The sequence below is a fragment of the Marinobacter sp. KMM 10035 genome (genome assembly GCF_046537445.1).
GTDB classification, from domain to species: Bacteria; Pseudomonadota; Gammaproteobacteria; order Pseudomonadales; family Oleiphilaceae; genus Marinobacter; species Marinobacter sediminicola.
In genome coordinates this window covers 161,556-174,956 of record NZ_JBBVMG010000004.1, presented here as the reverse complement: position 1 = coordinate 174,956, position 13,401 = coordinate 161,556, and the positions used below count along the sequence as shown (strand labels likewise).

14 protein-coding genes and 5 tRNA genes are annotated in these 13,401 nt (G+C 52.4%); all 19 read left to right on the top strand.

Going from position 1 to position 13,401, the window contains the following annotated elements; genetic code table 11:
* Positions 1-303: 303 nt before the first annotated feature.
* The 19 genes from AADB16_RS17795 (at position 304) to rplL (ending at position 13,185) form a co-directional block, all read left to right on the top strand.
* The gene (locus AADB16_RS17795) at positions 304-1,494 is read left to right on the top strand and encodes a DUF6160 family protein (protein WP_410805186.1); all 1,191 of its coding nucleotides are present in this window, start codon (positions 304-306) and stop codon (positions 1,492-1,494) included.
* A 9-nt stretch (positions 1,495-1,503) separates the two neighbouring features.
* Positions 1,504-2,574 (top strand): hypothetical protein, encoded by a 1,071-nt coding sequence (locus AADB16_RS17790; RefSeq protein ID WP_410805184.1) that lies wholly within the window; start codon positions 1,504-1,506, stop codon positions 2,572-2,574.
* Between the two features lie 83 nt (positions 2,575-2,657).
* A complete protein-coding gene (locus tag AADB16_RS17785; RefSeq protein WP_410805194.1) occupies positions 2,658-3,134 on the top strand; it encodes a hypothetical protein in 477 nt (158 codons plus the stop codon).
* Between the two features lie 16 nt (positions 3,135-3,150).
* The gene (locus AADB16_RS17780) at positions 3,151-5,550 is read left to right on the top strand and encodes a DUF6160 family protein (RefSeq protein ID WP_410805182.1); all 2,400 of its coding nucleotides are present in this window, start codon (positions 3,151-3,153) and stop codon (positions 5,548-5,550) included.
* 107 nt (positions 5,551-5,657) lie between these two features.
* On the top strand, positions 5,658-6,629 hold the full coding sequence (locus AADB16_RS17775; RefSeq protein ID WP_410805180.1) for a biotin--[acetyl-CoA-carboxylase] ligase: 972 nt from the start codon (positions 5,658-5,660) through the stop codon (positions 6,627-6,629).
* On the top strand, positions 6,626-7,360 hold the full coding sequence (locus AADB16_RS17770) for a type III pantothenate kinase (RefSeq protein ID WP_410805178.1): 735 nt from the start codon (positions 6,626-6,628) through the stop codon (positions 7,358-7,360). Before AADB16_RS17775 ends, AADB16_RS17770 begins: the two co-directional genes overlap by 4 nt.
* Positions 7,357-8,019 carry a hypothetical protein gene (locus AADB16_RS17765; protein ID WP_410805176.1) on the top strand — a complete coding sequence of 221 codons (663 nt, stop codon included), beginning with the start codon at positions 7,357-7,359 and terminating at the stop codon, positions 8,017-8,019. Before AADB16_RS17770 ends, AADB16_RS17765 begins: the two co-directional genes overlap by 4 nt.
* Before the next feature lie 31 nt (positions 8,020-8,050).
* A tRNA-Thr gene (locus AADB16_RS17760) sits at positions 8,051-8,126 on the top strand.
* A gap of 39 nt (positions 8,127-8,165) precedes the next feature.
* Positions 8,166-8,249 (top strand) — tRNA-Tyr (locus AADB16_RS17755).
* Positions 8,250-8,260: 11 nt separating this feature from the next.
* A tRNA-Gly gene (locus AADB16_RS17750) sits at positions 8,261-8,335 on the top strand.
* 14 nt (positions 8,336-8,349) lie between these two features.
* Positions 8,350-8,425 (top strand) — tRNA-Thr (locus tag AADB16_RS17745).
* A 51-nt stretch (positions 8,426-8,476) separates the two neighbouring features.
* Positions 8,477-9,673 carry an elongation factor Tu gene (gene tuf / locus AADB16_RS17740; protein WP_298453426.1) on the top strand — a complete coding sequence of 399 codons (1,197 nt, stop codon included), beginning with the start codon at positions 8,477-8,479 and terminating at the stop codon, positions 9,671-9,673.
* Positions 9,674-9,743: 70 nt separating this feature from the next.
* A tRNA-Trp gene (locus AADB16_RS17735) sits at positions 9,744-9,819 on the top strand.
* Between the two features lie 34 nt (positions 9,820-9,853).
* Positions 9,854-10,222: a preprotein translocase subunit SecE gene (gene secE, locus AADB16_RS17730; RefSeq protein ID WP_309046021.1), complete on the top strand. Its 369-nt coding sequence runs from the start codon at positions 9,854-9,856 to the stop codon at positions 10,220-10,222.
* Positions 10,223-10,234: 12 nt separating this feature from the next.
* On the top strand, positions 10,235-10,768 hold the full coding sequence (gene nusG, locus AADB16_RS17725; protein WP_298453452.1) for a transcription termination/antitermination protein NusG: 534 nt from the start codon (positions 10,235-10,237) through the stop codon (positions 10,766-10,768).
* Positions 10,769-10,870: 102 nt separating this feature from the next.
* The gene (gene rplK / locus AADB16_RS17720; protein WP_298453449.1) at positions 10,871-11,302 is read left to right on the top strand and encodes a 50S ribosomal protein L11; all 432 of its coding nucleotides are present in this window, start codon (positions 10,871-10,873) and stop codon (positions 11,300-11,302) included.
* Position 11,303: 1 nt separating this feature from the next.
* Positions 11,304-12,002: a 50S ribosomal protein L1 gene (rplA, locus tag AADB16_RS17715; protein ID WP_309046020.1), complete on the top strand. Its 699-nt coding sequence runs from the start codon at positions 11,304-11,306 to the stop codon at positions 12,000-12,002.
* 235 nt (positions 12,003-12,237) lie between these two features.
* On the top strand, positions 12,238-12,768 hold the full coding sequence (gene rplJ / locus AADB16_RS17710) for a 50S ribosomal protein L10 (protein WP_200205301.1): 531 nt from the start codon (positions 12,238-12,240) through the stop codon (positions 12,766-12,768).
* Between the two features lie 39 nt (positions 12,769-12,807).
* Positions 12,808-13,185 (top strand): 50S ribosomal protein L7/L12, encoded by a 378-nt coding sequence (rplL, locus tag AADB16_RS17705; RefSeq protein ID WP_298453441.1) that lies wholly within the window; start codon positions 12,808-12,810, stop codon positions 13,183-13,185.
* Positions 13,186-13,401: the final 216 nt, after the last annotated feature.

The window sequence follows — 13,401 nt, the reverse complement described above, 5'->3', positions numbered from 1 at the left end:
TTTGCCCATGTGAGAGTAGGTCATCGTCAGACTCTTAATACCAAACCCCAGCTTCTTGCGAAGCTGGGGTTTTTTTATGCTTGAAATATGGCTATTTCGATTCATGATTTATGACAATTTTGAATGCTGATTTATGACAAGCCGCACAGTTAGATGTCGTGCATGCTGGTAGGCTCAGTGAGAAGAACTTATAAAAAAATGTAATCCAGTGGCGCTCTTACCAGCAGCGCCGGCGCACCTCGCGCACTCTTCACCATGTGATGAGCCGCCAAAATAACAAAGCGGTCGCAATGGGATGTAATGATGATCAGATTAGTTGCGGTAATTCTCTTGCCAGCGCTGCCTGTTGTTGTAAATGCGGAGCTAAGTCCAATTACTGACCATGCAATGTCAGAGGTTACCGGGCAGGCATTTGTATCAGTTGATCGCCAGTATCATCCTGATGCAAACGACTCTACAGCTTATACGCGCGTAAACCTTGGGATGGACATAGAGATTCAAACCAACGTTGATGCTATCGAAATGGGGCGATACGAACGTGCTGGAGAAAAGCCTGGTACGTCCGATGTTTACATCGAAGACTTCGCGTTGGGCTACATCAATAATCAAGCCTACTACAGTGCCAACCCTTCTATGCCAAGGCAGCATAAACCTGATGGCGGTGCCTATGCACAGGGCGAGATCGTACCTTTCTCCATCAGTAATCCATTTTTCGAGTTTGCCCAGGATGAAATCTCCAACGAGATTGTCGGCTTTCGGCTGGGTTTTGGCGACGCGATGGGCGTGCTCTCTGGCTCGATTAAAAACCTGACGGGTAACGTGAACATAGAGATTCTTGACAGGGGGGAAGGTCTCAAAAATGCAGAGTCTGATGGCAGTTTTGGTGACTCCCTTATAGTCGCATTGGCCCCATACCTGACAAGCGGCGACCCCCTCTACGCGAAAGCGCAGTTGGTTCACGGAGAGGGTCCGAATATAGGTGAGGCAGATCCGATACGTGCAGAGTACGCCGGTATTCTAAATGGCGAAAAGATCGTCATTAAAGATGTGGCCGGTATTACGCGGGGGCTTCTAAGGATCGTCGGCGGAACCGCGAGCTCTACCATTAATCTTGTTAACCCCAACTGTGGGTTTTTCTGCGGGAAAGGTGATGTTGAGGTGATGGTCAAAGACTGCAAGGCTCTTGGCATAGGCGTTTGCTTCCGGCTTGACTCGTATAACAGCTTTCCTATTGGTGAGGTTAGTCAGGTGGGTGGGGAGCCTCACCTGACTGGTCCAGTCGATGGTGTGTTCATGTCCTTTCAGACAAAAGATCTGGAGTGGCTCAAGGATGTAAAAAAGCAGAACCTTTCCCCTGAGGATTTTATACGCGCAACCCAGGGTGCATTCTTCAATATTCCAAACGGTGCAACAGTCGTGAATCTCGAGCAGGCACTGCACGGCATCCCGCGCTTGCGTACTGAATATATCGACCGCGGTCTGGGGCTGTTCTAGGTGACTATGATGACGTCTGTAAGCAGATATTCAGGACAGTTTGCCAAGCAGGCTTTAGGCGCTTTGTTTGGGTTGTGTTTCGCTGGCGCCGGGTTTGCGGAACTTGAGGGGCTTTCCGAGAACGAAATGTCGGAAATCGATGGAGCAGGAATCGGGGTGGTTCTCGAAAACTTCAAATTCTCCCACGGTACAGATCAGCCGGACGCCAATGGCGATCGGGCGCGCGTCTTTCGCATTGCAGGCATTAAAAGCACCGATGGCCGGGATGTGGATATCACCGTAAATCGGTTCTATGTTTCTGGTGCCAATAGTAATTATGGGGAGAGTCTCACCCCGGTTAATATCGGGCGCTTGATAAACCCCTGGCGCATAGATGTAGTGGACGGCAATAACATAGGCATTGCAGAGAAAGCAGTGTTCGAGATTGCGGCGCCTGCGATGGTGGCGGCTGCCGAAGGGTTTGACTGCCTGAGCTCAAGTGCTGTGGCTGGAACCGGAACCTGTTCAAGTCGTCCAGCCACTGCCGACTTTGTTGGAGAGCGGCCAGATATTGGTATGCAAGTGAATGTGGGCATAGGTGCAGACCGCACTGGTAACGTGAATATTCATGCGAAAAGTGCCGTCGTAGATGGGAGTTACCTGCGCCTTTGGGGAGATGAAGCCCGTAAACAGATGGTTGCTCAGTTCAAGTTGAACTTCTATTCACCTGAGCTGGCTATTGATGTCTGTGCCCAGGATGGCACCGCCTGCGGTTCCAGAATCTATATGTCTGATGTTGTCATGGAGTTGGCCTTGGGCAACCAATTGCAGCCCCTGTTCCTTGATGTAGACGGTGGCGGTAACTTTGTCATTGATATTGCTTCCATCCGTAAGCCATTGGCTGGCGAAATAGGCGCTAACGGACTTCGCGCGAGCAGTAATCCAGAGGCCTGGGATTCTTATAACGCTTACTACACCGATCCTGAATACCGTAGCAATCTCAGCATTGGTAACTTTAGTGTAGGCAATAGAGACTTCGGTTCTGCCCGGATACAAGGCGTTCTGATTCAGCACCTGAACATAAGAACCAAGGACTTATAACGATGAGCATAGCAGATAGCGCAATGGTTAAGGTTCTGGCCGGATTGTGTCTGTTTTCATTGATTTGGCCTGCAGCAGCAGAAATGACTCAGATCAGCGATGACGCGCTGTCAGATGTCTCTGGTCAAGGCGGTATCTACCTGTCCGGAGATATCAGTATCAACGAGTTGGGTGGCCCAGTTGAGAACAGCTATTTTGGGCGCTGTGATGATGTGACCAAAAAGTGTGGGGCTCGTTTGGCTTACCGCTTAAAGGAAACGGGCGGGTGGATGGTTCTTGATGAACTACGAGGCAGCTTCGCATTTGAGGGGCTGACTTTGGGCATTCGAACTATCGATTCGGGCTTTGGAGGGGATGGAGCACTTTTCAGTGGGGATGTATTGGAGATCGGCTTGCCGAATATCGTTCGCTTCGATGATGTTCGCTACAAAATCGCTGCCAGTACCACCCCGCGCCCGACCGACATTGGGTTTCAGCAAGCTGATATCTTTACGGTAGAGATGCAGGGCGACGTAATCATGGAAGGCAACTTGCTCGTTTTCCCAGCGGGTAGTCCCTAGTAGGTGAGGAGCAAACATGAAGATCGATAAAGGTCGCAGCTACACTCTCGCCATTCATTCCGGGATTCTCATCTTGGGGGCGGTCTCTGCAGCTTCCGCTGACATGCGGAGCCTTGATGACTCGGAGTTGGCATCTGTCAGTGGGCAGAGCGGTATTACCCTTGAAATGGAGCTTGGAGTCACGGCAGACAAGGTTTCGTATTACGATGATGGCAAAGGTATTCATCTTGAAGGGTTTCGCGTAGGTTCCGCTTCTGATCCCTCTGGCCAGGCGCGCCATGTAGTAAAGGTAGATATTGGCTCTGATGCATCCCTGAATCTCGACTACCTGGTGGAAGATCGCCGAATTGAGTTTAGCGATATTCGGCTTGCTGGAGCACCGGGTCTCAGCATGGGTGGCGTTTTTCTGGATCATTCCTTGCAGGGTTATCTGAACATAAAGCCGGGCGGTGCCGTGGGCGGTTCAGGCTATACATTCGATACCGCCTACACCATGACCGGGGGGCGCTTGGGCTACCGGACCAATGGCAACGAAGTGTTTCTCGACGGCATTACCATGGATGTTGAAGCCTTGGGTATAACGCTGGATGTCGTGGGCGACACGCTCAAACTGGATGCTCCCAGGGTGGTAGGCTCCTGGCAGGTTGAAGCTATCCGATATAGCGGCAACCCATTGAACCACGGTGTTAGCAATGATGTCGGCTCCGGCGCTCTGTTGCCTTCCTATGGCGGGTTGAGTGGCCAGTATGATCTCTCTTCCAGTACCGATATCCGGGCGGGAGGTCGTGAGGGTGAAGGGCTGCGGTTTGATAGCCAGACAACCATCCACAGTGCCTCTTTCCTGTATCACGATGATGGTAATGTTCTGGCCCTCAGGAATATCACGGGCAATATGAACGTGCAGGATTTGCGGCTGGACGTTGCGCCAGATTGGCAGAATAGACCTGCGTTGGCGCTGACATTGGGCTCAATGGCCGGTGAATTTAATATTGGTGCTATTGAGATGGGCAGTGGTTCTAAAAGTATTGGTGAGGTGAATGTAAGCTTCCTGTTTGAAGAGCACGCATACAATGGCCGCACCTACACCAACGCTGTGTATTTGCAAGGCGGGGGGCATGCAGATGCCGGGCCGCAAGGTTTGCGGCTGGCCGCCGAGTGGAGCTTGCGCCGGGCAGATATAGCCTACACCGAAGATGGTAATCGGATGATTTTCAGTGGCCTGCAGTCATGGGGGCGTGGGGACATTACCGTGAATGTCACTCGGGAAGAAGTTCGGGGCGGTACCCAGTTTTTTGACGGGCTTCGAATCGGTTTTGAGGATGTTAAAGCAGGGTATCGAATTAATGGTCTGAAAGTTGGAAGTGACGATGCGCAGCTGCAAGGTGGCACCGAATTGTTGCTCGCTCTTGGCTTTTATCCCGCCTACGAGTTTGAGCTTGATGGTCAGATAACCTTGGGTGCTGGTGGGGCCAGTGGTGAAGGAATTACGGTCAACTCTGATGTGCGTATCCGGAATGGCAAGGCTGCAATCATTGCCGATGCTTATGATAAGGGTGCGGGCGAAGTTAGCCAGAAGGGCCTCTGGATCAGCGAGCTTGAATACGACGCTCATGTGCGGGATATGACCATTGATGCAACGGATGAAGGCTTGGCTATGGTCACAGGGGAGTCCTGGGGCACTATGGATGTTGGCAACCTGCGGGTAGGTGATAAGTCGGCAGGCAACAGCTTTGGTCGGTTTGTTCTTCAAAACTATGAAGTTGGAAGTAGCATGACTATTGTGCCGGGTGGTGCTGGTGATGTGTGCGCCGGTGGTGCCGGTGGTACGCAAATCGTCTGCGAGGCTTCGGGTGGTATCTGGGAGACGAGGGGCGAAGAGGGCATCACGGTTCGACTGAAAAATGTGCTTGCCAGAGCTTCAGGTGATAAAAAGAACGCCTTCACATGGGAGACCAATCGGCAACTGGATGGCAATGGTAATCCAGTAAACGGCACGGGTACCCGTGTTCTTCTGAATGATATCTATACCAGCGACGGCGGTGACTTTGACGGTGACGGTGTAGATGACAACACCTTCGGGATTCGCACCGATCTTGCTGTGGACGTATATCAGACCAAGGTGATCAAGAAGCAGAGCGGGCCGGATTCCCTGGGTGTTCTGGGTGTAAAAGGCGATGAAAAAATTATGGATCCTAACGCGGCCCACGGATACCGCTACGTAGGCAGCCCAACCCAGAGTGATCTGAATAATCGCCCCCTCGGGTTTGCGGTGAAAGCTCAGAGTCAGTTCAAAGAGTTATCGATCAATAATATTGACCTTGTGCACCCGACCGGTGGTGCTCAAACAGCCGTATACGGCGTCATGATGCAGAACTTCGACATAAGAGCGAACCTCACAGCGACACCCATTCCCTGATCGTTGTGGCGGTCGAGCAACTACTGCTCCGGCCGCCAGTTTTGCTTTTTTGCTCCCTCCTGGTGTTTAATCCGCCGATACCAAACATTCCGGCCGGATAATATCTGATGAAACTCAAAGCCCTTGTTGCCCTTCTCAGTGATGGACAGGTTCACTCTGGTGAATCCCTTGCTCTGCAGTTGGGCGTGAGCCGTACAGCGATCTGGAAGCAGATGAGGCGCCTAATGGATCAGGGCTTTGAAGTGGCTAGCATTCGTGGTCGCGGTTACCAGTTGGTGTCTCGGGTTGATCTGCTGGATTCTGCTCTGATCATCAAACAGCTTGATGCTGGATTGGCAACGCGGGTTGATTTGAGAGTGCGGGATGAAGTGGATTCAACAAACGCTGAGGTCCTTAGGCAAGTTGCTGAGGGTTGTGACGGCAAGCTCCCGATATCCATTGCAGACTCCCAGACAGCTGGTCGTGGGCGTAGAGGGCGAAGTTGGCAAAGTCCGCGTGGAGAAAATCTGTACCTGAGCATGGGGTTGGTCTTTCATGGCGGTTTTTCGGTGCTGGACGGACTTAGCCTCGTGTTTGGGGTAGCGGTTGCGGAGGCGCTCGAGACCTTGGGTGTTCCGGATGTTGGGTTGAAATGGCCCAATGATATATTTCTTCCAGCAGGCAAGCTGGGAGGCATCCTTGTGGAATTGCAGGGTGAATTGCAAGAAGGTGTTGTGCGGGTGGTTGTGGGTATCGGAATTAACGTGCACATGCATAAAGCTGAAGGTGTTGATCAGCCATGGAGCAGTCTTGCAAGTGCCTGTCCGGATACCGAATGGTCCAGAAATCAGGTCGCCGCGGCGGTGATTGGTGCAGTGGCTGATGCTGCTGACACGTTTTCAAGTAAGGGGTTCGGGGTATTCCGCGAGCCTTGGCAGAACCGCGATATATACTGCAATCGCCTTATCCAGGCAAAGGATGGGGAGTTGAAGGGGGTCGGTAACGGCATTGACGGTAGTGGGAACTATTTGCTTGGCACGCCGGAGGGAGGGATTGTTCCAATTCGTGCTGGGGAAATCAGCTTGCGGGTGGTTTTGTGAGACTGTTGATTGATGCCGGGAATTCCAGGCTAAAGTGGCGTCTTGATGAGTCGGGGCGGGCTGTTGATCAGGGTGTGGGTGTTATTGCGGATGCCGATCCTTTACAAGGGTTGACTGTGATTGAGGGGCGTGTTTCCAGGGTGGCGGTCTCTACTGTTGCCTCGGAGACAAAGAGGGCGAGCCTTTTGGCGCATCTGTCCAGTCGATTTGACGCGCCGATCAGGTTCTACTGGGCGGAGGCTGCGAGGGGGGGGCTTAGAAGTTCGTATAAAGATTGCAGCCAAATGGGCGCAGATCGATGGCACGCCATGTACGGAGCCTGGCAGCGGCACAGGCAGGCTTTCTTGGTGGTTGACGCTGGCAGCGCGATAACCGTTGACTATGTCGACTCTCACGGGCGTCACCTTGGGGGGTTTATTTTGCCAGGCCTGAATATGATGCGTCGCAGTTTGCAGGTGGATGCCGCTCGCATAGATTTTGATCCAAGTCAGATCTTGAATGTTAGCCCGGGGGTAAGTACCAGCGAGTGCGTTAATCATGGTATCGCGTGGTTGTTCGAGGCGCTGGTTGAGCGAATTAAGCGCGATTCTATAGCCTTCAGGATCAGCGATATTGTGGTTACGGGGGGCGATGCAGACAGGCTTCTGGAGCTTGGATTGGTTGCAGAAATGTGCCCATCTTTGGTCATGGACGGGCTTGGTCTGATCGACGCAGAGGCCCATGAAGTATGAAATGGCTTGCGCTTGTGCTGGTTGTCATAAATCTTTGTGTGTGGCAACTGAGCGATTACACCGCAGTGGATGTTAAGCTTGGCTCCACTGCGGGCGGAAGTCTGCCGCGAGTAGCAAGTCTCAAAGTGCAGGATGGTGGTGCCGGCTCAACGGCGCCTGTGTCCAGTGCGCGGGAGTGTGTCAGGCTGGGCTGGATTGCAAGTTTGCAAGTTGCAGAGGCTCTTAAGTCACACTCAGCGCTTGCAAGAGCTGAAAGTGTGCTCTTGGAGGAGGTTGAGCGGCCTTTACCCTCGTTGCACTGGGTTATTATTCCCCCTCAGCCCCCTTCAGCAGCGTTGGAGCAGTTCCGGGAAATGCAAAGGCGAGGCGTAGATTCCTATCTGGTAACCGAGGGTGCAAATAGAAACGCGATTTCTCTCGGCTTATTTGAGTCTCGTAGAGCAGCAATATCCGTGCTGGAAGAAAAAAAGAGCAAGAATTTTAACGTGGTACTAGTCAACTTCGATCGAAATCAGATAAGCTACGCGCTCGCTTTTGAGAGTGAGCCAAATCTTGCAGAAGAGATGGTTCAGGCGCTGGAGGCGGGTTATGGAGCGGAATTTGACTTTGTTGAGTTTAACCGCTGCGAGAGTGTTGCAACTCCCGAAAATAATCCGTAGTATACCGCCCTCGCTGAACAAGCGAATGTGAGCTGGCGTAGCTCAGTTGGTAGAGCAGCTGACTTGTAATCAGCAGGTCGGGGGTTCGATTCCGTCCGCCAGCTCCACTTTTTGTTGTGACAGGTGCGTGATATTGCGCCTGACTCGGAGGGGTTCCCGAGTGGCCAAAGGGATCAGACTGTAAATCTGACGCGAAAGCTTCGCTGGTTCGAATCCAGCCCCCTCCACCACTTAATTGCTCGCGGGCATCGTATAGTGGCTATTACCTCAGCCTTCCAAGCTGATGACGCGGGTTCGATTCCCGCTGCCCGCTCCAATTTGATTTGCAATGCTCATGTAGCTCAGTCGGTAGAGCACATCCTTGGTAAGGATGAGGTCACCGGTTCAACTCCGGTCATGAGCTCCACTATTTATCCGGTCAACGTTGCTATCCAGGTTGATTAGGGGGATTGGTCGAATGTCTAAGTCTAAGTTTGAAAGAATTAAGCCACACCTTAACGTGGGCACTATTGGTCACGTTGACCATGGTAAGACGACTCTGACCGCTGCTCTGACTCGTGTGTGTCACGAAGTTTGGGGTACTGGTTCTGCGAGTGCATTCGATCAGATCGATAACGCACCGGAAGAGCGTGCGCGTGGTATTACCATTGCGACCTCTCACGTTGAGTACGATTCTCCTAGCCGTCACTACGCACACGTAGACTGCCCGGGCCACGCGGATTATGTGAAGAACATGATCACCGGTGCGGCTCAGATGGATGGCGCGATTCTGGTTTGTTCCGCAGCTGACGGCCCGATGCCTCAGACGCGTGAGCACATCCTGCTGTCTCGTCAGGTTGGCGTTCCTTACATCGTTGTGTTCCTGAACAAAGCGGACATGGTAGATGATGAAGAGCTGCTTGAGCTGGTAGAGATGGAAGTGCGCGAGCTGTTGAGTGCGTACGACTTCCCGGGTGACGATACGCCAATCATCACTGGTTCAGCGCTGATGGCGTTGCAGGGCAAAGACGACAACGAAATGGGCACAACCGCTGTGAAGAAGCTGGTTGAGGCTCTGGACGATTACATCCCTGAGCCGGAGCGTGCGATTGATCAGCCGTTCCTGCTGCCGATTGAGGATGTGTTCTCTATCTCCGGTCGTGGTACGGTTGTGACTGGTCGTGTTGAGCGCGGTATCGTCAAGGTTGGTGAAGAAGTTGAGATTGTTGGTATCAAGGATACCGTCAAGACTGTCTGCACCGGTGTTGAGATGTTCCGTAAGCTGCTGGACGAAGGTCGTGCTGGCGAGAACGTAGGTGTACTGCTTCGTGGTACCAAGCGTGACGACGTTGAGCGTGGTCAGGTATTGTGTAAGCCAGGTAGCATCAAGCCGCACACCAAGTTTGAGTGTGAAGTATACGTACTGAGCAAGGATGAGGGTGGTCGTCACACTCCATTCTTCAAGGGCTACCGTCCTCAGTTTTACTTCCGTACTACCGACGTAACTGGTTCCTGTGAATTGCCGGAAGGCGTGGAAATGGTTATGCCTGGTGATAACGTACAGATGGAAGTGACGTTGATTGCTCCGATCGCCATGGAAGATGGCCTGCGCTTCGCGATTCGCGAAGGCGGTCGTACCGTTGGTGCTGGCGTAGTCGCCAAGATCATCGAGTAATAAGTTACCCGAATACCAAGCGTGCCCTTGTGGCGCGCTTGATAGAAAGTGCACTGAGTAGTTTCGGTGCAGGCCAGTAGCTCAATTGGCAGAGCAGCGGTCTCCAAAACCGCAGGTTGGGGGTTCGATTCCCTCCTGGCCTGCCATTTTTTTAACATCCGGATACATAAGTTGATTCCCATGGAGTCAAAAGCTGTTCAATCAAACAGTCGCTTCGATGTAGTGAAGTGGTTAGTTGTGTTCGTTCTGATTGCCGTTGGTGTTGTTGGTAATCAGTATTTCAGCGCCGAGTCTTTGCTGTATCGGGTTCTGGCTCTTGTTGTGCTTGCTATCGTTGCGGTCTTGGTGGCTTTGCAGACGGTGCGTGGCCGACGCTTCGCGACGCTTCTGAAAGAGGCTCGTGTTGAGATCCGGAAGGTGGTATGGCCCACTAGGCCAGAACTGGTTCAGACCACGATTATTGTTGTGGTTTTTGTGCTGGTTGTGTCTCTGTTGTTGTGGGGCATGGACTCCATAATCAGCTGGCTGGTCGCCGGATTCATAGGTTAACAGGAGTGGGCAATGGCTAAGCGCTGGTACGTGGTTCATGCATATTCTGGCTACGAAAAGCACGTAATGCGCACTCTCATCGAGCGTATAGCGCTTGAAGGTATGGAGGATAGGTTCGGTGAGATCCTTGTTCCTACCGAAGAAGTTGTTGAGATGCGTGATGGGAAAAAGCGTAAGAGTGAGCGCAAATTTTATCCTGGATACGTTCTCGTTCAAATGGAAATGGATGACGGTACCTGGCACCTTGTGAAGAATACGCCCCGGGTGCTTGGTTTTATCGGTGGTACCAAGGATAAGCCGGCTCCGATTACCGAGCGTGAAGCTGAAGCAATTTTGCGCCGAGTTGAAAGTGGTGCTGATAAGCCCAAGCCCAAGACGTTGTTTGAGCCGGGCGAGGTTGTTCGCGTTGTTGAGGGTCCGTTTGCTGACTTCAATGGCGTTGTGGAAGAAGTTGACTACGGCAAGAGTCGGGTCAAGGTTGCTGTTCTGATCTTCGGTCGCTCAACTCCGGTAGAGTTGGAATTTGGGCAGGTCGAGAAAGACTGATCGGCAGCTTCTAAACCGGAAGGCTCGCGCGCTAAGGCGTCGCGGGCTTTTTGTGTCTGCAACGGGGAGCCGAAAGGCGTTTGAACCCATAGGAGTACTATCATGGCTAAAAAGATAGAAGCATATATCAAGCTTCAGGTTGCTGCCGGTAAGGCCAACCCGAGCCCCCCCGTAGGCCCTGCGCTGGGTCAGCGCGGCGTCAATATCATGGAGTTTTGTAAGGCGTTCAACGCAAAGACTCAGGATATGGAAGCCGGTCTACCGATTCCTACTGTCATTACTGTATACAGTGACCGTAGCTTCACATTTATCACCAAGACTCCGCCTGCACCTGTGCTTCTCAAAAAGGCTGCCGGTGTCAAGAGTGGATCTGGTCGCCCGAATACCGATAAGGTTGGCAAGGTGACTCGTGAACAGCTTGAAGAAATTGCCAAGACTAAAGAGCCGGATCTGACTGCTGCCGATATGGATGCGGCGGTTCGCACCATTGCTGGTACTGCCCGCAGCATGGGCCTGACCGTGGAGGGTGTGTAACATGTCTAAAATGAGCAAGCGCCAGAAGCTGATTCGCTCAAAGGTTGAGTCAACGCGTTCCTACTCTGTCGATGAAGCGGTATCGCTGCTGGTCGAACTGGGTCAAAGCGTGAAGTTTAAAGAGTCAGTAGACGTTGCAATCAATCTTGGTGTTGATGCGCGTAAATCTGACCAGGTTGTGCGTAGCAGCACTGTATTGCCGCACGGTACAGGTAAAACCGTCCGTGTCGCCGTGTTTACTCAGGGTGCAAATGCTGAGAAAGCGACTGCTGCGGGCGCCGACATTGTTGGTATGGACGATCTTGCTGAGGAAGTTAAAAAAGGCAACATGGATTTCGACGTGGTAATTGCCACCCCGGATGCCATGCGTGTTGTCGGTCAGCTGGGTCAGATTCTGGGTCCCCGCGGCCTGATGCCTAACCCGAAAGTAGGTACCGTAACCCCTGACGTTGAGACTGCGGTCAAAAACGCCAAGGCAGGCCAGGTACGCTACCGCACGGATAAGAATGGTATTATCCATTCGCCGTTAGGTAATGTGGAATTCTCTGCTCAGAATATCAAGGAAAACCTTGAGTCGCTGGTTGCAGATCTGAAAAAGGCCAAGCCGTCCTCGGCGAAAGGTGTGTATCTCAAAAAGATCACCATTTCGTCAACGATGGGTCCTGGCCTGACTATCGATCAAGGTGGTCTTGATATCTGACCCTCTGGTCGGTAGTTACTTTGTAGTCTGGGCGGAAGCCAAGGCTGTCAAAGACCGCAGGCCCCTGAAGTCTTTCGACTGGAAGGGTTAAAGCAACGCCTGCGCAGACGGTGTGAAGACGTTCTCTCTGAACCCAAACACCGTTAAGGCGCCTATAGGAAGCCTTGTGTATCAGGCTTCCAGGGCAATGATGGGTTTGCCGGGAATACCCCTGGCGAAATCGAGGAGAAATCCAGTGGCAATTAGACTCGAAGACAAGAAGGCGATCGTCGCTGAAGTCAACGAGACTGCCGGTGGTGCTCTGTCTGTGGTTCTGGCTGACTACCGTGGTGTCACCTCTGGTGATATGACGGCTCTGCGTGCCAAAGCTCGTGCCGAAAATGTGCGTCTCAAGGTTGTTCGTAACAACCTGGCTAAGATTGCTATTCGTGGTACAGAGTTTGAGTGCATTGATGAGGCCCTGGTCGGCCCAACCATTCTGGCATTCTCAATGGAAGATCCGGGAGCGGCTGCGCGCCTGCTGAAGGATTTTGCGAAAGAGAAAGACGCATTCGAGATTAAAGGACTGGCAGTCGGCGGTGAGCTGATGGGCGCAGACCAGATCGATCGTCTTGCCAAGCTGCCAACACGTCACGAAGCGTTGACGATGCTGGCCGCGGTAACACAGGCACCAATCACCAAGCTGGCACGGACACTGAACGAAGTTCCTTCGAAAGTGACCCGCGCCGTTGCGGCAGTTCGAGACCAGAAGCAAGAAGCTGCTTGATTCTGTTGAACACCATATTTATTTTTTTGGGAGAAAGTCATGGCTCTGTCTAAAGACGATATTTTGAATGCAATTGCTGAAATGAGCGTAATGGATGTTGTTGCGCTGGTTGAAGCAATGGAAGAGAAGTTCGGCGTATCTGCCGCTGCTGCTGTTGCAGCCGCACCTGCAGCTGCTGGTGGCGATGCTGCCGCTGCTGAAGAGCAGACCGAGTTTGATGTTATTCTGACTGGCGTTGGCGAGAAGAAAGTTAACGTTATCAAGGCTGTTCGTGAATTGACCGGCCTGGGTCTGAAAGAAGCTAAAGAGCTGGTTGACGGCGCGCCTTCCACTATCAAGGAAGCAGCGAGCAAGGCTGACTCAGAAGAAGCCAAGAAGAAGCTTGAGGAAGCAGGCGCTTCTGTTGAGCTTAAGTAAGAGTCGGCTGTTGATTGAAGCTGCGCTGTAAGCGCAGGCAGGCTGGTGGCTTTGTGCCACCGGCCTTTTTCTGTTGTATATGCTATAGAGTCTGGCATTCGGATGCAGGGTTGTTGAGTTCTGCAAATGCTTGTCAGGGTCTTCGTTCAAGACGGCGCGATAAGCCGAGCAATTCGGCCCCGAAGCAGAACATTGGTTGCTTCTTGATACCAGGTA

Excerpts from the sequence above, each read along its gene's own strand:
- AADB16_RS17790 (WP_410805184.1), top strand. The coding sequence starts at position 1,504 with ATGACGTCTGTAAGCAGATATTCAGGACAGTTTGCCAAGCAGGCTTTA.
- nusG (WP_298453452.1), top strand. The coding sequence starts at position 10,235 with ATGGCTAAGCGCTGGTACGTGGTTCATGCATATTCTGGCTACGAAAAG.
- AADB16_RS17765 (WP_410805176.1), top strand. The coding sequence starts at position 7,357 with ATGAAATGGCTTGCGCTTGTGCTGGTTGTCATAAATCTTTGTGTGTGG.
- secE (WP_309046021.1), top strand. The coding sequence starts at position 9,854 with ATGGAGTCAAAAGCTGTTCAATCAAACAGTCGCTTCGATGTAGTGAAG.
- AADB16_RS17795 (WP_410805186.1), top strand. The coding sequence starts at position 304 with ATGATCAGATTAGTTGCGGTAATTCTCTTGCCAGCGCTGCCTGTTGTT.
- rplL (WP_298453441.1), top strand. The coding sequence starts at position 12,808 with ATGGCTCTGTCTAAAGACGATATTTTGAATGCAATTGCTGAAATGAGC.
- rplA (WP_309046020.1), top strand. The coding sequence starts at position 11,304 with ATGTCTAAAATGAGCAAGCGCCAGAAGCTGATTCGCTCAAAGGTTGAG.
- AADB16_RS17775 (WP_410805180.1), top strand. The coding sequence starts at position 5,658 with ATGAAACTCAAAGCCCTTGTTGCCCTTCTCAGTGATGGACAGGTTCAC.
- AADB16_RS17780 (WP_410805182.1), top strand. The coding sequence starts at position 3,151 with ATGAAGATCGATAAAGGTCGCAGCTACACTCTCGCCATTCATTCCGGG.
- tuf (WP_298453426.1), top strand. The coding sequence starts at position 8,477 with ATGTCTAAGTCTAAGTTTGAAAGAATTAAGCCACACCTTAACGTGGGC.
- rplK (WP_298453449.1), top strand. The coding sequence starts at position 10,871 with ATGGCTAAAAAGATAGAAGCATATATCAAGCTTCAGGTTGCTGCCGGT.
- AADB16_RS17785 (WP_410805194.1), top strand. The coding sequence starts at position 2,658 with ATGACTCAGATCAGCGATGACGCGCTGTCAGATGTCTCTGGTCAAGGC.